We start from the raw sequence: 15,905 nt of genomic DNA on the forward strand, positions 1-15,905 counted from the left end.
TTCAGCCCTTCGTCAGAACGCCAAGGCGCTCTCCGGCATAAACACCCTCGCGAAGCGGTTGCCACCACCATTCATTGTCGAGGTACCATTGCACGGTCTTGCGGATGCCAGTGGCGAAGTTTTCCTGTGCTTTCCAGCCGAGCTCGGTTTCCAGCTTCGTTGCATCAATGGCGTAGCGCGCATCGTGACCAGGGCGATCGGTAACGTATTTGATGAGCTCGGCATAGGGTTTGGATTGAGGGCGCAGTTCGTCGAGAATGGAGCAGATGCAGTTCACCACATCGATATTCTTCTGCTCGTTTCTGCCGCCGACATTGTATTTCTCGCCAACAAGCCCCTTTTGAACAATGAGCCACAGGGCGCGGGCATGGTCTTCCACATAAAGCCAGTCGCGGATGTTCGCGCCGTTTCCATAGACTGGTAGCGGTTTGCCATCCAACGCGTTGAGAATGATCAGTGGAATGAGCTTTTCCGGGAAATGGAATGGTCCATAATTATTGGAGCAGTTGGAAATGACAACCGGAAGGCCATATGTGCGCTGCCAGGCTGTGGCAAGATGATCGCTTGCGGCTTTCGAGGCAGAGTAGGGCGATGAAGGATCGTAAGGGGTTGTTTCCTCGAACAGACCGTGATCGCCGAGAGAGCCGTAAACCTCATCAGTTGAAACATGCAGCATGCGGAAATTCGCCTTGGCGTCTTCCGCAAGGCCGCTCCAGTATTGCCGCGCGGCCTCCAGCATCGTGAAAGTGCCGTTGATGTTGGTTTGAATAAAATCAGCGGCGCCGGTTATAGAGCGGTCGACATGGCTTTCGGCGGCCAGATGCATCACGTAATCCGGCTGGAATGTCGCAAATGCCTCATTCATCGCCGCCCGGTCGCATATGTCGGCCTGAATAAAGCGGTGATTGGGTGCATTTTCGATTGGCTTGAGGGACGCCAGATTTCCTGCATATGTCAGTTTGTCGACAGTGAGAACATCCGCGCCGATCTCGCTCACAAGATAACGTACGAGGGCCGAGCCGATAAATCCGGCGCCGCCGGTAACTAGAACGCGCATCATCAGTTTCCAGTGTTTTGATAAGTGAAATATTCAGGCAATTCCGACAGAAGCGGTTGCTTGCCATCCTTCTCGGAAAGGACGTAGCCTTCCAGCTTCGGCCAATTGATACCAATGGCAGGATCATCCCATTTAACGCCGCGGTCGTTGGCCGCACTATAGGGCGCCGTCACTTTGTATGAGATGACCGTGTCGTCAACGAGCGTCATGAAACCGTGGGCAAATCCCGCCGGAACCCACAGCTGCTCGCCATTTTCGGGTGAGAGTTCGACAGCCGCCCATTGTCCGAAGGTGGGCGATCCTGTTCTGATATCCACCGCGACATCCAGCAGCCGGCCCCGAATGCAGCGAACGAGCTTGCCCTGTGCGAAAGGCTCTGTCTGAAAATGAAGCCCTCTTACGGTCCCGGCCTGTGCGGACAGGGATTCATTGTCCTGCACGAACTCCACGTCGGCTACATTTTCGCGAAACCATTCCCTCTTGAAAACCTCGCTGAAGTAACCCCTGCTGTCGCCGAAACGAGCCGGAGTTATCTTTTTTAAGCCTGATATCGAGAATGCTTCTAGTTGCACTATGCGGATCCTGTCTGGTCTGCCTACTCAGGGTGATATGGCTTTATCGGTAGGGACAGTCAATAACGCTTTATTGATCGCCCACACAAGAGCGACGGAATCTCCGTCGAACAGCATGTCGAAAGCCTGTTGGGCCGCGGCCTGTTTTTCACGTTTAGAGAGTGATCGGGTGTCAGGAAGAACTCCCAGAAGCTAAGTCGGCGCCGGCCTCGTCCGTTTGCGCATCGTGCAGGTCGATATTCCCGGGACCCCCGCTCTTATTTCCACATCGCCCGCATCCGCGCACCCACATCAATCCGGATTTGCTGCGCGCTACGCTCCGAAGCTGCAGCTGAAACCAGAGGCCAGGTCATCGTTTCGAAAAATTGCAGCAGGGTCGCCGGTATGAAGCGGGTTCTTGCGGCGTAGACATGCCGGTCACCCTGCTGGTTCTGCCCGCCGGTGAAGAAGCGTTGCGGCGTGATCAGCGACAGGCTGTCCTTGGCGCGGGTCATGGCGACATAGAGCAGCCGGCGTTCTTCCTCCAGTTCCTGGGTGGTGCCGACCCCGAGGTCGGAGGGAATGCAGCCATCGACCACATTCAGGATGAAGACGGAACGCCACTCCTGGCCTTTTGCCGAATGGATGGTCGACAGGCTGAGATAGTCCTCGTCGAGCAGCGGCACGCCGGCCTGATCGCTGGTGGCGTCGGGCGGATCGAGTGTCAGCTCGGTCAGAAAACGTTCGCGTGAGGGGTAGCCGCCAGCGATCTGCTCGAGTTGCAGCAGATCTGCCTTGCGGGTGTCGGTGTCTTCATGGATGCGTTCGAGATGGGGTTCGTACCACAGCCGTGCCTGCCCGATTTCACCCGGCCAGCTATTCGGGGCCTGCCGCAGGCCCACCAGCATCTGCGTGAAGGTCGTCCAGTCATCGCCGGTCTTCGGAGGGGGCGGAATTTCAGCAAGGGCAAGCAGCGGCTCGGGGTCTGTCGCGATGGCATCGAGAATATTGCCGGCCTTCTTTGGTCCGATGCCGGGCAGCATCTGCAGCAGCCGGAAACCGGCGACGCGGTCGCGCGGGTTCTGCGCGAAGCGCAGCACGGCCAGCATGTCCTTCACATGGGCGCTGTCGAGGAATTTCAGGCCGCCAAATTTGACGAAGGGGATGTTGCGGCGGGTCAGTTCCACCTCGAGCGGCCCGCTATGGCTGGAGGTGCGGAAAAGCACGGCCTGCTGTTTCAGCGTCATGCCGGTTTCGCGGTTTGCAAGAATCTGGTCGATGATGAAATTCGCCTGTTCGGTTTCGTCCTTCACCGTCACGAGCTTCGGGCGCTCCAGTGACTCCCGCTCGGTCCAGAGGTTTTTGGTGAACCGCTCGCGCGCCAGATCGATCACGCCGTTGGCGGCCGCAAGGATCGGCTGTGTCGAGCGATAGTTGCGATCGAGCGTGATGATGTCGGCCGCCGGGCTGAAGGAAGCCGGAAAATCAAGGATGTTTCGCACTGTCGCCGCCCGGAACGAATAGATCGACTGCGCGTCGTCGCCCACTACGGTCAAACCGCGGCCACCGGGTTTGAGCGCCATCAGCACCGAGGCCTGCAGCCGGTTGGTATCCTGATATTCGTCGACCATGACATGGTCGAAGCGGTTGCCGATATCATCAGCCAGAATGGGGTCGCTGACCATCTGGGCCCAATAGAGCAGAAGATCGTCGTAATCGAGCACGTTCTGGACCTGTTTTGCCTCCACATAGGCTGCAAACAGTGCCTTAAGTTCGCTCTCCCAATTGGCGACCCAGGGATAATGCTGGCGCAATATCTCCTTGAGCGGCGTCTGTGAATTCACCGCACGCGAATAGATGGCAAGACACGTGCCTTTTGTCGGAAAGCGGCTTTCGGTCTTGGAAAAACCCAGCTCGTGCCGGGCGAGGTTCATCAGGTCGGCGCTGTCCTCGCGGTCGTGGATGGTGAAATCGATGTTGAGCCCGATCTGTTCGGCATAAATGCGCAACAGGCGTGCGCCGATGCCGTGAAATGTGCCGGACCAGGCCAGCGCGTCGGTGAGAGCCCCCGAATTGCCGCCGAGGACGTGTTTGCAGATACGCTCCACGCGGCGCGACATTTCCGTGGCGGCACGCCGCGAAAACGTCATCAGCAGAATACGGCGGGGATCGGCGCCATTCACGATCAGATGTGCGACACGGTGGGCCAGCGTGTTGGTCTTGCCCGAACCGGCCCCGGCGATGATCAGCAGAGGCCCGGCCGTGTGGCCGTCTGTCAGCCCAACGCCATGCTCCACCGCCTTGCGCTGCTGTTCGTTGAGCTTTTCCAGATAGGCAACCGCCATGCGAACAATCCTTGATACCTGCCTGTCCCCATGGTGAGGACATCTTCAGAGATGGCAGTCGTCGGAATCGCCGGCCATTGTCTGCCCTGTTGTCGCAATGATTAGCAAAGACTCAAACACCAATCCAGAACAAATGCTGAACGCCTTTTTTCCCGTCGTTTAAACACGGTCGGTGGTGAGATTTATCGTTCCGAAAGGTCGCTTGCAGTTCGTAGGTGGCTGCTGGTTGCCGGGCGTGCCCGATCCCGCAATCGCAAATCAGATTACGCATGAGGAAATAACGGTATTATTATGAAATATATGAATATTCTCAATTCGTTTCAGTGCATTTTCTCATTCTGCAGCGAAACCTTTGAACCAACCCGGTGATCCGCGAGTTCAATAATCGCGCCTCGGGAGGAGGCGCGTTTTGGGAGGACCAGACCATGAAGCATCTGAAACTTTGCCTGATCGCTGTCGCCGCAATCGCTGCCTCGACTTTTGCCCAGGCCGAACAGAAGGCGATGAAATCCGATGTCACCATCGCCTCTGATATCAACTATCTGCTCTACACGCCCAAGGACTACGCCAGTTCGGATAAGACCTATCCTCTTGTCGTCTGGCTGCATGGCGGCGATCAGGGCGGCGGCGACATCGAAAAGCTGCGCCGCAGCGGCCTGCCGAAACTGATTGAAGAAGGCCGCGATTTTCCTTTTCTGGTGTTCTCGCCGCAAAATCCGAGTGAAGAATTGCTCTATCCGATCGAGCGCGTGGCGAGTGTTCTTCAGGCGGTGGTGGCCGATCATCGGGTGGATCGCGAGCGCATCTATCTGATCGGTTATAGCCGGGGAGGGTTCGGCGCATGGTCGATGGCCGCGCAGTTTCCTGAAACTTTTGCCGCGGTTGTTCCGATCGCCGGCGGCGGTATCCGGCATTACCTCAATCGAACGAATGAAAGGGTAGCTTTCTGGGCCTTTCATGGCGCAAATGACGCTGTGATTCCGCTGTCCGACACGGTGGTCCTCGTGCAACGCCTTCAGGAACTGAAACGAAATGTCCGGCTCACCGTGTTCGAAGATACGGACCATGAAGCGGTCGAAGGGAAAGTGCTGAAGGACGAGGCGATGTGGACATGGCTGCTTGAACAGAAGCTCACCGGTGAGAAAGCACCTGCGGGTCCGTGAATCCGGGCTGATTCCTATTTTACGGCTGTTATAGCCGCTTCCACCAGTACTGCCGCCGCGGGGCGTGCTTTTTGTCACAACCCCGCGGCCTCCCTCAGCAAGTGCATCTTTATCGCTTGACTCGGTGCCCACAAATCGTGCTAATGCGCATTAGCAGCTAATACGTATTAGCAACGATCGGATGTCGGGGAGGGCATCGCGTGACCAATCATAAACGCCTCACGCAAAACGACATCGCCAAGCTCGCTGGGGTCAGTCAGGCAACGGTATCGCTTGTTCTGAATGGCGCACCGGCCGCGATTGCCCGCATCCCGGCTGAAACCCGCGAACGGGTACAGGCGGTCATTCGCCAGACAGGTTATGTCGCCGACCCGATCGCGCGGCGAATGGCCAAGGGGCTGAACCGCATCCTCGGCGTTTTCACCTACGAGCCGGCTTTCCCGAGCGCGCAGGCCGACTTCTTCACGCCGTTCCTGCTGGGTATCGAGGAAGAGGCGCAGCAGCAGGCCTATGATCTTCTGCTGCTGACCAGCGCCGGCGTCGGCAATAACCGCAAGATTTTTTCGGAAGGCAACAGGCTCAGGATCGCCGATGGCTGTCTGGTTCTCGGTCGCGAATTCGACCGTAAGGAACTCGCCCGGCTGGTCTCGGAAGACTATCCTTTCGTGGCCATTGGCCGACGTGAAGACGCTGGCGGGCCGGTTCCTTATGTGGGCGGCGACTATGCCGCGGGAACACGGCAGCTCGTCGAGGACGCCAGAGCGCTGGGGCACTCGAAGCTCGCTTATATCGGCCTCGATGGCCCGGCGGAATCGATCGCCGACCGCTGGCGTGGTTTCAGTGCGGCGCTCGGTGATGCAGCCACGCTTGCCCTTCATATCAAGGCCGTCAACCGGCCGGCCGACAAGATCCTCGATGCCATCCTTGAAAGCGGGGCGACGGCAGCCTTCTTCATAGAGCTGGCCGATGCCGTGCGTGTCGAAACCCTGGCAAGGGCGCGCGGGCTTGCCGTGCCCGAGGCTTTTTCGATGATCGTGCTTGGCAGCCATATCAGGGCCGCACGCAGCCCGGTGCGCTTCACCTCCTATGAAATTCCCCGCGAGGAAATGGGCCGGCAGGCGACTGCCATGCTCGTCAACCGCATCGAGACCGGCAGTCCGGGTAGCCAAATCCTTCTCAAATGTGAACCCGTCAGAGGGGAAACATTGGGCCCGGCCCCGGCAGCCTCCGCAAACAAGTCCCCAGTCAACAAAACGGATGTGACGACGTGAAAGACATGCAAGCAGATATTCTCGTGGTCGGTGGCGGCCTTGGCGGCGTGGCGGCGGCACTGGCTGCCGCACGGGCCGGAAAGCGCGTTATCATGACCGAGGAATATGACTGGATCGGCGGGCAATTGACCAGTCAGGCCGTTCCGTCGGACGAGCATACATGGGTCGAGCAATTCGGCATCACCCGCTCTTACCGGGCGTTGCGCAACGGTGTGCGGCAATATTATCGTGACCATTATCCGCTGACGGAAGGCGCACGGGCTTGGGGCGATCTCAATCCGGGTGGCGGATGGGTGAGCCGCATCTGCGCCGAGCCGCGTGTCAGCCTCGCGGTCACTGAAAGCATGCTGATGCCCTATATCGGCGCCGGCCGCCTGACGGTGCTCAAGCCCTGGCGTCCGGTCGCGGCCGATGTCGAGGGCGACAGGGTTCGCTCAGTAACCGTCCGCCATCGCGACAGCGGCGCTGAAATCGTCATTTCCGCCGATTACATCCTTGATGCCACCGAACTCGGCGATCTCTTGCCGATGACGGGCACGGAATATGCCAAGGGTTTCGAGGCGCAGTCGGACACGGGTGAACCCAGCGCGCCGGCTGAAGCCCAGCCGGACAATGTGCAGGCCGTATCGATCTGCTTTGCCATCGACCATGTCGACGGTGACCAGACGATCGACAAGCCTGACAATTACGATTACTGGCGCTCTTACCAGCCGCACTTCTGGGGCGGGCCGCTCCTCGGCTTCACCGCGCCGCATCCGCGCACGCTTGATCATACCACCCGATCCTTCACGCCAAATCCCGATGACGATCCGCTGCTGGTGGATGCCGACCAGCGCAAGGGCGGCGGCGATGAAAACCTCTGGATTTTCCGCCGTATCGCGGCGCGGAAGAACTTTACGCCCGGTTTCTACAAGTCCGACATCTGCCTCGTGAACTGGCCGATGATCGACTATATGGACGGCACTATCATCGATGTGTCGGAAGAGGAAAAGGCGCGGCATCTAAAGGCGGCGGCAGACCTTTCCTATTCGGTCTTCTACTGGCTGCAGACGGAAGCGCCGCGTCTTGATGGCGGGCAGGGTTTCCGCGGGCTGCGGCTGAGAGGCGATATCACCGGCACCGAACATGGCCTCGCCATGGCGCCCTATATTCGTGAAAGCCGCCGCATCAAGCCGGTTACGCGCATCGTCGAGCAGGACCTTTCCTACACGGTTCGCGGTGACAGGGGGGCTTTCCGTTATCGCGACAGCATCGGCATCGGCATGTACCGCATCGATCTGCATCCATCGACCGGCGGCGACAATTACATCGACGTGCCTTCCTGCCCCTTCGAGATTCCGCTCGGCGCGCTGATCCCTGAACGCGTGAAGAACCTCATTCCGGCCGGCAAGAATATCGGCACGACGCATATCACCAACGGTTGCTACCGGCTGCATCCGGTCGAATGGAATATCGGCGAAGTGGCTGGAATGCTTGCGGCCTACTGCCTGGAAAAAGGTCTCGCACCGCATCAGGTGCAGGAAGACGACGACCATCTTCATGCCTTCCAGACGGCGCTGACCCGCGAAGGTATCGAAATACGCTGGCCGGACATAGCGGCCTATTAGGACGGCGGACTTGCCGTTCGATCGAACCCATCTTTGGAGGAGGACTGGGAATGAACAATCATTGGAAAATGCAATCCACCGCCTGCGCGCTGGCCCTCATCGGCTCGTTTGCACTGGCCGGAACAGCCGCGGCGCAGGATGCGATCAAGCTGCGCATGACGATCTGGAGCGCCAACGAGGCGCATCTGAAGCTGTTCAACGACATCGCGGCCGGCTTCAAGAAGGACCATCCAAATGTCAGCGTGGCCTATGAGTCCCTGCCTTTCGACACCTATACGACTGCGCTCACGACCCAGATTGCGGGCGGCAATGCGCCTGACATGGCGTGGATTTTCGAGACCTCGGCCTATGATTTCGTCAAGTCAGGCGCGCTCTACCCGCTCACCGACACGCTGAAGGCCGCGCAGGGTTATAATCTCGAGGAAGTCAGCGCCGGCGCCACGGAACGCTGGTCGCAGGACGGCAAGCTCTTCGCCTATCCGTTCTCGACCTCACCCTTTGCTGTCTTCGTCAACAACGATCTCATCAAGGCCGCAGGCGCAAAGATCCCGGCGGACATGATCGCTGCCGGCGAATGGACCTGGGAAAACGCCATCGCCACGGCCTCCGCCGTTGCAAAAGCGGGCAAGGGCGGGCTTGTCGTCCGCGATTTCAATTACCAGAGCTGGCAATATCTCACCTCGGTATGGAACGGCTGGGGTGCTTCCCCCTGGAGCGCTGACGGTGCAACCTGCACCATGGCGGAAAAGCCGATGGCGGATGCCGTCTCATTCATCCACGACGCCATCTTCGAGAAGAAGGCCATGCCCGGCCCCGGCGAGACAGTCGATTTCTTCGCCGGTAATGCGGCCATGACCATTACCCAGATCAGCCGCGCCTCGCTTTTGCCGAAGGACAAGCCTTTTGGCTGGGACCTCGTGCCGCTGCCGAAGGGGCCGGCCGGCGAATACGCGCTGATTGGACAGGCCGGTATCGGCGTCATGCAGTCCGGCAAGAATGCGCAGACTGCAGCCGAATTCGTCGCTTACATGACCAATCCGGAAAATTCCGCCAAGCTCAGCCAGTTCTTCCCCTCGGCGCGCAAGTCGCTGCTGAATGCGGAGGTGTTGAAAAAGACCAATCCGTTGCTCAGTCAGGAGCAGATCGAAAAGGTCGTCATATCAGGCATCGCCACCGGCAAGGTCATGCCCGGCCATACCGGCTTTGCGCAGATCCAGCAGATCGTGCGCTCGAACCTTGACGCGGTCTGGCGGCCGGAGGCCGATGTCGCGGGTGCGCTTCAAAAAATCTGCGGCCAGATCGGGCCGCTCCTGAAGCGCTAAGGAGAAAGCCATGGCTGTCGCGCAGGAAATTACCCGTCGCCCAGATCGCCCGGTATCGGCGTTCTGGACCATCGCGCGGCGCGACAGCCTCGCAGGCTTTCTGTTCATCGCCCCGCAACTGATCGGGATCATCATCTTCGTGCTGATCCCGCTCGGGCTGGTGTTCTGGTATTCGCTGCATGAGTGGAATGTGCTCGCCAATACCTTCACCTATACCGGTACGCAGAACTACCGGATGTTGATGGAGGACGGCAATCTTCGTGAGGTGCTGGGCGCGACCGCGATCTTCTCCGCCGGGCTGGTCGTGTTCAACCTGTCGCTGGCGCTGCTGCTTGCCGTGCTGCTCAATCAGAAACTTGCCGGTATTGCGATCTTCAGAACCCTGTTCTTCTCGCCGGTGGTCGTTTCGCTGGTAGCCTGGACGATTGTCTGGGGCTTCCTCTTGCAGAAAAATGGCGGCATCAACGGCATGTTGCTGATGATCGGCATTGAGGGGCCCAACTGGCTGCGCGAGGAGACGACAGCGATGATTTCTGTCATCGTCGTGCAGGTCTTCAAGAATGTCGGGCTCAACATGATCCTGTTTCTGGCGGCGCTCCAGGGCGTGCCGAAGGAACTCTACGAGGCGGCCCGCATCGACGGTGCGCCCGCCTTCAAGCAGTTCCGTCGCATCACCCTGCCGCTGATCAGCCCGACTATCCTGTTGACCTCGATCATCACCATCGTCGGCTCGCTGCAGGTGTTTGCGCAGATTGCGGTTCTCACCCAGGGCGGGCCGGGTCTCTCGACCACGGTGCTGGTTTATTACCTCTATCAGCAGGCCTTCCAGTTCCATTTCTTCGGTTACGGCTCGACGCTGTCCATCCTGCTGTTCCTGATCGTCGCGGTATTGACCTTCGCCCAGTGGCAGATGCGCAAAAGGATCGTCTTTTATGAAAGCTGACCTTTCCCCCCGCATGCAGGTGGCGCTTTACGGGCTGTTGTGCGTGCTGTTGATCCCGTTCGTCTTCCCGACCTGGTGGATGGTGACATCGTCGATCAAGCCGATCAGCGACATCTTCGCCTTCCCGCCGCAGTTCTTTCCGCAAAACCAGGATTGGACGACTTACTCGAAGGTATTCGAGTTGCAGCCCTTCGTGCGGCAATACTGGAACTCCGCCTATATTGCCGCTGTCGTGACGATTGGCACGATGATCGTCTCCTCCATGGCGGGATATGCCTTTGCGCGGATCCGGTTTCCGGGCGCCAATGCCATCTTCATGATCGTGCTGCTTGGCCTGCTCATCCCCTCGGAAGTGACGATCGTGCCGCTGTTCCAGATGTTCCTGAAGGCCGGCATGGTCAACACCCACTGGCCGCTGATCCTTGTTCCGATCTTCGGCGCGCCAAGTGTCTTCGCCACCTTCGTCATGCGGCAGTTTTTCGTGACGCTGCCGGGCGAGCTGGAAGAGGCGGCGTGTGTCGACGGTCTCGGGCGTTTCAAGATTTTCCGCAAGATTGCGCTGCCGCTCGCCAAACCGGCGCTGGCGTCGGTCGCAATCTTCACCTTCCTGCATTCCTGGAACCTGTTCCTCGAGCCGATCGTCTTTCTTTCCAGCGCCGAAATGTTCACGCTGCCGCAGGCGCTGACCCAATATACCGACGCCTATGGCGGGCCGATGTGGAACATCCAGCTTGCCGCAGCGACGCTCACCGCGCTGCCCGTGCTCATCGTCTTCGTGATTGCCCAGAAGCAGTTCGTCGAAGGCCTCGCCCATACCGGCCTCAAGGGCTGAAGAACCGGAATTGATTGATGGCTAACGTTACCCTGTCCGACATCCGCAAAAGCTATGGCGCGGTGAAAACCATTCACGGCGTCGATCTCGACATCAGGGATGGCGAATTTGTCGTCCTTGTCGGCCCCTCCGGCTGCGGCAAGTCCACATTGCTGCGGATGATAGCCGGTCTTGAAACGATTACCGGCGGCGAACTCAGGATCGGCGAGCGGATCGTCAACGATCTCGACCCGAAGGACCGCGATATCGCCATGGTATTCCAGTCCTATGCGCTTTATCCGCATATGACGGTCGCCAGCAATATGGGCTTCTCGCTGGAGCATCGTGGTTCGAGCAAGCAGGAAATCGCTGAAAAGGTGAACTGGGCAGCGGATATTCTCGGCCTCACACAGCTGCTCGACCGTTATCCGCGCCAGCTTTCCGGCGGCCAGCGCCAGCGTGTCGCGATGGGCCGGGCCATTGTTCGCAATCCGCAGGTGTTCCTGTTCGACGAACCCCTGTCCAATCTCGATGCGAAACTGCGCGTCGTCATGCGCGGCGAGATCAAGGCGCTGCACCAGAAGCTCAAGACCACCACGATCTATGTGACGCATGACCAGGTGGAGGCGATGACGATGGCGGACAGGGTCGTGGTCCTGAATGGCGGCAGGGTCGAGCAGGTCGGCACGCCGCTTGAACTTTACGACCGTCCGGCAAATCAGTTCGTCGCCGGCTTTATCGGATCGCCATCGATGAATTTTCTGTCCGGGACGATATCGGCAGGCGGTTTTGAAACCGGGGGGGTGGTCTTGCCACTGCCGGCTGCTGCGGCCGGTCTGGCGGGAAGAGGGGCCGTCTATGGCATCCGCCCGGAGCACTTCTCACTCGATGCGTCCGGCGTACCGGCGGAGATAATGCTCGTCGAACCGCTGGGATCGGAAACGCAGGTCACCATGAAACTCGGCGGCTCTAGGGTGCTCGGCGTCTTTCGTGAACGCATAGGGCAGGTCGTCGGCGACGAGATAAGGGTCTCGCCAGCGCTCGACTGCATCCATCTGTTTTCGGATGAAAACGGAGATCGGCTGAACTGATTATCGCGCCCGCGGCTGGCACGAGCCGCGGACCCGGTGTCCGTCTGAACGGAGCCCCGTCGCGGTTCAGGCCGTTGCCGACCATGTCGCGACGGAGGATTTCAGAGAAAACTGCTTTCGAACAGCTCGCCTGAATAGGCCGAATGGGTAACGCCCGCTTCAAGATCGGCCTTGGTCAACTCATCGACAAAAACGCCGTTCTGCATGACCAGCACGCGATCGCACATATGGGCGATGACCGCGAGATCGTGACTGACGAGAACAAAGGTCAGGTCGCGTTCTTCGCGCTGGTCGGCAAGCAGGTTCAGGATTTCGGCCTGGATGGAGACGTCGAGCGCGGATGTCGGCTCATCGAGCAGCAGGATCGGCGGCTCGAGGATCAGCGCGCGGGCAATTGCCACGCGCTGGCGCTGGCCGCCGGAAAGTTCGTGCGGGAAGCGCTCGGCGAAATGTGCGGGCAGGCCCACCTGCTGCAGGGCGGCGGGAACCTTCGACCAGCCATCGCCAAGGCCCATCGCGCGGATCGGTTCGGCGAGCGCCCGGCCGATGCGGTGGCGTGGATGCAGCGAACCATAGGGGTCCTGAAACACCATCTGGGCCAGTTTCAGTTCGTCGCGGCTGCGGGTCTTGCCGACCGGTTTGCCGTTAAAGCTGATCGAGCCGGTCCAGCCGGCTTCCAGCCCCGCCAGCGACCGCAGCAAGGTCGACTTGCCGCAACCGCTTTCGCCGACGATGCCAAGGGTTTCGCCTTTGTTGACCGTGAGGCTGACGCCGCGCACGACGTGATTGCGCTTTTCCTTTTCGCCGTAGACGACGTCGAGCTTGTCTACCGTGATCATCGCATCACCTCCGCATCGATTGCCTGACGATCCAGCACCTTGAGACGCCGCACCGGATTGCGGGGATCGGGCATCGCCGCGATCAGGCCGCGCGTATAGGGATGCTGCGCATCCTCCAGCTTTGTCAGCGTTTCCACGACGCGCCCGCCATACATGACCAGCACGCGTTCGCAGAACGCCGCGACCATGCGGATGTCATGGCTGATGAGGATCAGGCCGGAATTATTCTCGCGCACCATCTCGTCCAGAAGCAAAAGCACATCCTTGCGGACGCTGACATCGAGGGCCGAGGTCGGTTCGTCGGCGATGACCAGCTTCGGCTTGGCGAGCAGCATCATGGCGATCATCACGCGCTGGCCCATGCCGCCCGATATCTGGTGCGGATAAAGCGCCATCACGCGGTCGGGATCGTTGATGCGCACGCGCAGCAACATGTCGCGCGCGGCACCTCTCGCCGCCTTGCCGGTCAGCGCCAGATGCAGTTCGGCGGCCTCCGCCACCTGCTTTCCGATGGGCAGCACCGGGTTCAGCGAATAACGCGGATCCTGCATGATCAACGCCATCTCGCTGCCGCGGATCGCGCCCATCTGGCGTTCGGATTTTGTGAGCAGCGGTTCGGAGAGAAAGTCCATCCGCTCCGCCGTCACGGTAGCGCTTTTCGGCAGGAGCCGCATGGCGGCACGGCCGGTGGTGGATTTTCCGGAGCCGGATTCACCGACGATGCCGACCCTTTCGCGCCCGACGTCGAAATTGACGTTGGACACGGCGGGAATGGTGTTGCGGCCGAAACGGACATTGAGGTCGCGGACCGAAAGAATGGGGGAGCTATCAGGAACGGGCATGGCGCGGATCCAGGAGGTCGCGCAGCGTATCGCCGGCGATGTTGAAGGCAAGGCTCGTCAGCAGGATGGCGATGCCGGGCATGACGGCGACCCACCAGTAATCGAGCATGAACTTGCGGCCGCTGGAGATCATTGCACCCCATTCCGGCAGCGGCGGCTGGGCTCCTAGACCAAGGAAGCCGAGTGAAGCGGCGGTCAGGATGATGCCCGCCATGTTCAATGTCAGGCGAACGATGACCGAGGGAATGCACATCGGCGCGATGTATAGAAACAGGATGCGTAGCGGCGAGGCGCCATAGAGACGGGCGGCGGCAACGTAATCGGTATTGCGCACGACAAGCGCTTCCGCACGGGCAAGACGCGCAATCGGCGGCCATGCCGTCAGCGAGATCGCGATGATCGCCGTGCCGAGACCGGCGCCCATGGCGGCCGCAAAGGCCAATGCCAGCACGAGCGACGGGAAGGACAGGACGATATCGGTCGCGCGCATCAGGATCGCGTCGGTTCGGCCGCCGAAGAAACCGGCCATCACGCCAATGGCAAGGCCGATCGGACCAACTATGATCGAGACCGACAAAACCGTCTGGATGGTGATGCGGGTGCCGTAGACAAGCCTGCTGAAAATGTCGCGGCCGAATTCGTCGGTTCCGGCCAGATGCGCCCAGCTGGGAGGCTGGAGCGCGTTTTCGAGCGCCTGACGGGCAGGATCGTAAGGCGCGATGAGCGGGGCGAAAATGGCGACGACAACCAGAATGGCCAGAATGGCGAAGCCGAACATTCCAAGCGGTTCGTCTGCGAGCTTTCGAAGCGTCCGCATGGTGGTGGTCGACAGGCGCGACAGGGCGCTGGGTCGATCAACAGTATTGTTATGCGCGATATCGGTCATCGTGCGGCCTCCCGTGTACGGGGATCAAGCGTGGTATAGGCCAGATCGGCGAGGAAGTTGAGCAACATGAAAATGAAGCCGATAACGATCGTGGCGGCCAGAATCGCATTCATGTCGCCGATGAGCAGCGCATTCGTCATGTATTGGCCGATACCGGGCCAGGAGAATACGATCTCCGTGACCACGGCGCCTTCCAGCAGGTTGCCATAGGAAATCGCCAGAACGGTGATGAGCTGCACGGCGATGTTGGGCAGCACATGACGGGTTATGGTGCGTGCGGGGCTGACGCCCTTGGCCCGTGCCGCGATGACATAATCCTGGCTGAGCTGTTCGAGGGTGAAGGCCCTCGTCATGCGGGTGATATAGGCCATGGCCATATAGGCGAGGATGATGGCGGGCAGGATGATGTGTCCAAGCGCGTTCCAGAAGATTTCCGTCTCACCCGCAAGGAGGGTGTCGATGAGCATCAATCCCGTCTTCGGCTCCACGAGGCCTTCGTAAAAGACGTCGACCCGGCCGGGGCCTGCGACAAGGTTGAGGTTCGCGTAGAAAATCACCAGCCCGACGATGCCGAACCAGAAGACCGGTATCGAATGCCCGACAAGCGCAAAAACGCGCGCGAACTTGTCGATGAAGGTATCGCGGAAGAGGGCGGCGGCAAGACCGAGTGGGACACCGACGACCGTCGAGATGATGATCGCCAGCGTGGCGAGTTCGAAGGTCGCGGGAAACGCCTGCGCTAGATCGCGGGTCACCGGGTTGCCGGTCAGGATTGCAATGCCGAAATCGCCATGCAGCAGTCCGCGCAGGTAGATGAAGAACTGCTGGTAAAGCGGCAGATCGAGCCCCAGCCGTGCTCGCATGGCCTCATAGGCCTTCGGGTCCGCAAGTTCGCCGACGATCGCCCCGACCGGATCGGTCGGCATGACCCGACCGATGATGAAGGTGATGCAGAGCAGGATGAAGAGGCTGACGATCAGTTGCAGAAAACGATGTCCAAGCCCGCGCAGTGAGATCTCCGTCATTGCTGGCCGTACTTCCCTGTGAGAACGCCGTCAGCGGTGGAGCCTTTGCACGCTGCTCGCCGCAGACGCGCAATTCTCCATTGCAAAAACTCTTGATGGTACTTCATCCCAACTCCTCCCTGAGTTAACATGAAAACATATGACGTGCTGTC

14 protein-coding genes are annotated in these 15,905 nt (G+C 59.7%); 7 read left to right on the plus strand and 7 right to left on the minus strand.

Annotated features, from left to right (window positions below; all coding sequences use genetic code 11):
* Position 1: 1 nt before the first annotated feature.
* The 3 genes from rfbB to MRBLRC7O_RS22295 all read right to left on the minus strand — a co-directional run bounded on the left by rfbB (position 2) and on the right by MRBLRC7O_RS22295 (position 3,953).
* Positions 2–1,057, minus strand: coding sequence for a dTDP-glucose 4,6-dehydratase (rfbB, locus tag MRBLRC7O_RS22285; RefSeq protein ID WP_367727669.1), 1,056 nt, complete (start codon positions 1,055–1,057; stop codon positions 2–4).
* A 2-nt stretch (positions 1,058–1,059) separates the two neighbouring features.
* On the minus strand, positions 1,060–1,629 hold the full coding sequence (rfbC, locus tag MRBLRC7O_RS22290; protein ID WP_035212887.1) for a dTDP-4-dehydrorhamnose 3,5-epimerase: 570 nt from the start codon (positions 1,627–1,629) through the stop codon (positions 1,060–1,062).
* Positions 1,630–1,886: 257 nt separating this feature from the next.
* Entirely contained in the window at positions 1,887–3,953 is a 2,067-nt protein-coding gene (locus tag MRBLRC7O_RS22295) for an ATP-dependent helicase (RefSeq protein WP_367727670.1), read from the minus strand.
* Positions 3,954–4,378: 425 nt separating this feature from the next.
* Here MRBLRC7O_RS22295 and MRBLRC7O_RS22300 point away from each other — a divergent pair, with 425 nt between their 5' ends.
* The 7 genes from MRBLRC7O_RS22300 to MRBLRC7O_RS22330 all read left to right on the plus strand — a co-directional run bounded on the left by MRBLRC7O_RS22300 (position 4,379) and on the right by MRBLRC7O_RS22330 (position 12,161).
* Positions 4,379–5,116 carry a carboxylesterase family protein gene (locus MRBLRC7O_RS22300; protein ID WP_060725541.1) on the plus strand — a complete coding sequence of 246 codons (738 nt, stop codon included), beginning with the start codon at positions 4,379–4,381 and terminating at the stop codon, positions 5,114–5,116.
* Between the two features lie 200 nt (positions 5,117–5,316).
* On the plus strand, positions 5,317–6,387 hold the full coding sequence (locus MRBLRC7O_RS22305) for a LacI family DNA-binding transcriptional regulator (RefSeq protein WP_367727671.1): 1,071 nt from the start codon (positions 5,317–5,319) through the stop codon (positions 6,385–6,387).
* A 5-nt stretch (positions 6,388–6,392) separates the two neighbouring features.
* Positions 6,393–7,994, plus strand: coding sequence for an FAD-dependent oxidoreductase (locus tag MRBLRC7O_RS22310; protein WP_367727719.1), 1,602 nt, complete (start codon positions 6,393–6,395; stop codon positions 7,992–7,994).
* A gap of 50 nt (positions 7,995–8,044) precedes the next feature.
* Positions 8,045–9,316, plus strand: a complete 1,272-nt coding sequence (locus tag MRBLRC7O_RS22315) for an ABC transporter substrate-binding protein (RefSeq protein WP_367727672.1) — start codon at positions 8,045–8,047, stop codon at positions 9,314–9,316.
* A 10-nt stretch (positions 9,317–9,326) separates the two neighbouring features.
* Positions 9,327–10,259 carry a carbohydrate ABC transporter permease gene (locus MRBLRC7O_RS22320; protein ID WP_080864466.1) on the plus strand — a complete coding sequence of 311 codons (933 nt, stop codon included), beginning with the start codon at positions 9,327–9,329 and terminating at the stop codon, positions 10,257–10,259.
* On the plus strand, positions 10,249–11,091 hold the full coding sequence (locus MRBLRC7O_RS22325; protein ID WP_367727673.1) for a carbohydrate ABC transporter permease: 843 nt from the start codon (positions 10,249–10,251) through the stop codon (positions 11,089–11,091). The genes MRBLRC7O_RS22320 and MRBLRC7O_RS22325 overlap by 11 nt, the downstream gene beginning before the upstream one ends.
* A gap of 17 nt (positions 11,092–11,108) precedes the next feature.
* On the plus strand, positions 11,109–12,161 hold the full coding sequence (locus MRBLRC7O_RS22330) for an ABC transporter ATP-binding protein (protein WP_080867355.1): 1,053 nt from the start codon (positions 11,109–11,111) through the stop codon (positions 12,159–12,161).
* Between the two features lie 101 nt (positions 12,162–12,262).
* Here MRBLRC7O_RS22330 and MRBLRC7O_RS22335 read toward each other — a convergent pair whose 3' ends face one another.
* Genes MRBLRC7O_RS22335 through MRBLRC7O_RS22350 form a run of 4 tightly spaced genes read right to left on the minus strand, consistent with a single transcriptional unit; the run spans position 12,263 to position 15,753 of the window.
* Positions 12,263–13,000 (minus strand): ABC transporter ATP-binding protein, encoded by a 738-nt coding sequence (locus tag MRBLRC7O_RS22335; protein ID WP_003505589.1) that lies wholly within the window; start codon positions 12,998–13,000, stop codon positions 12,263–12,265.
* Positions 12,997–13,842: an ABC transporter ATP-binding protein gene (locus MRBLRC7O_RS22340; RefSeq protein ID WP_087746941.1), complete on the minus strand. Its 846-nt coding sequence runs from the start codon at positions 13,840–13,842 to the stop codon at positions 12,997–12,999. The genes MRBLRC7O_RS22335 and MRBLRC7O_RS22340 overlap by 4 nt, the downstream gene beginning before the upstream one ends.
* Positions 13,829–14,728, minus strand: a complete 900-nt coding sequence (locus MRBLRC7O_RS22345) for an ABC transporter permease (protein WP_020009778.1) — start codon at positions 14,726–14,728, stop codon at positions 13,829–13,831. Before MRBLRC7O_RS22345 ends, MRBLRC7O_RS22340 begins: the two co-directional genes overlap by 14 nt.
* Positions 14,725–15,753 carry an ABC transporter permease gene (locus tag MRBLRC7O_RS22350; protein WP_060727246.1) on the minus strand — a complete coding sequence of 343 codons (1,029 nt, stop codon included), beginning with the start codon at positions 15,751–15,753 and terminating at the stop codon, positions 14,725–14,727. Before MRBLRC7O_RS22350 ends, MRBLRC7O_RS22345 begins: the two co-directional genes overlap by 4 nt.
* Positions 15,754–15,905: the final 152 nt, after the last annotated feature.

This window comes from Agrobacterium radiobacter, assembly GCF_040801995.1.
Classification (GTDB): Bacteria; Pseudomonadota; Alphaproteobacteria; order Rhizobiales; family Rhizobiaceae; genus Agrobacterium; species Agrobacterium radiobacter.

Excerpts from the sequence above, each read along its gene's own strand:
- MRBLRC7O_RS22300 (WP_060725541.1), top strand. The coding sequence starts at position 4,379 with ATGAAGCATCTGAAACTTTGCCTGATCGCTGTCGCCGCAATCGCTGCC.
- MRBLRC7O_RS22350 (WP_060727246.1), bottom strand. The coding sequence starts at position 15,753 with ATGACGGAGATCTCACTGCGCGGGCTTGGACATCGTTTTCTGCAACTG.
- MRBLRC7O_RS22335 (WP_003505589.1), bottom strand. The coding sequence starts at position 13,000 with ATGATCACGGTAGACAAGCTCGACGTCGTCTACGGCGAAAAGGAAAAG.
- MRBLRC7O_RS22325 (WP_367727673.1), top strand. The coding sequence starts at position 10,249 with ATGAAAGCTGACCTTTCCCCCCGCATGCAGGTGGCGCTTTACGGGCTG.
- MRBLRC7O_RS22345 (WP_020009778.1), bottom strand. The coding sequence starts at position 14,728 with ATGACCGATATCGCGCATAACAATACTGTTGATCGACCCAGCGCCCTG.
- MRBLRC7O_RS22295 (WP_367727670.1), bottom strand. The coding sequence starts at position 3,953 with ATGGCGGTTGCCTATCTGGAAAAGCTCAACGAACAGCAGCGCAAGGCG.
- rfbB (WP_367727669.1), bottom strand. The coding sequence starts at position 1,057 with ATGCGCGTTCTAGTTACCGGCGGCGCCGGATTTATCGGCTCGGCCCTC.
- MRBLRC7O_RS22330 (WP_080867355.1), top strand. The coding sequence starts at position 11,109 with ATGGCTAACGTTACCCTGTCCGACATCCGCAAAAGCTATGGCGCGGTG.
- MRBLRC7O_RS22310 (WP_367727719.1), top strand. The coding sequence starts at position 6,393 with ATGCAAGCAGATATTCTCGTGGTCGGTGGCGGCCTTGGCGGCGTGGCG.
- MRBLRC7O_RS22315 (WP_367727672.1), top strand. The coding sequence starts at position 8,045 with ATGAACAATCATTGGAAAATGCAATCCACCGCCTGCGCGCTGGCCCTC.
- MRBLRC7O_RS22320 (WP_080864466.1), top strand. The coding sequence starts at position 9,327 with ATGGCTGTCGCGCAGGAAATTACCCGTCGCCCAGATCGCCCGGTATCG.
- MRBLRC7O_RS22340 (WP_087746941.1), bottom strand. The coding sequence starts at position 13,842 with ATGCCCGTTCCTGATAGCTCCCCCATTCTTTCGGTCCGCGACCTCAAT.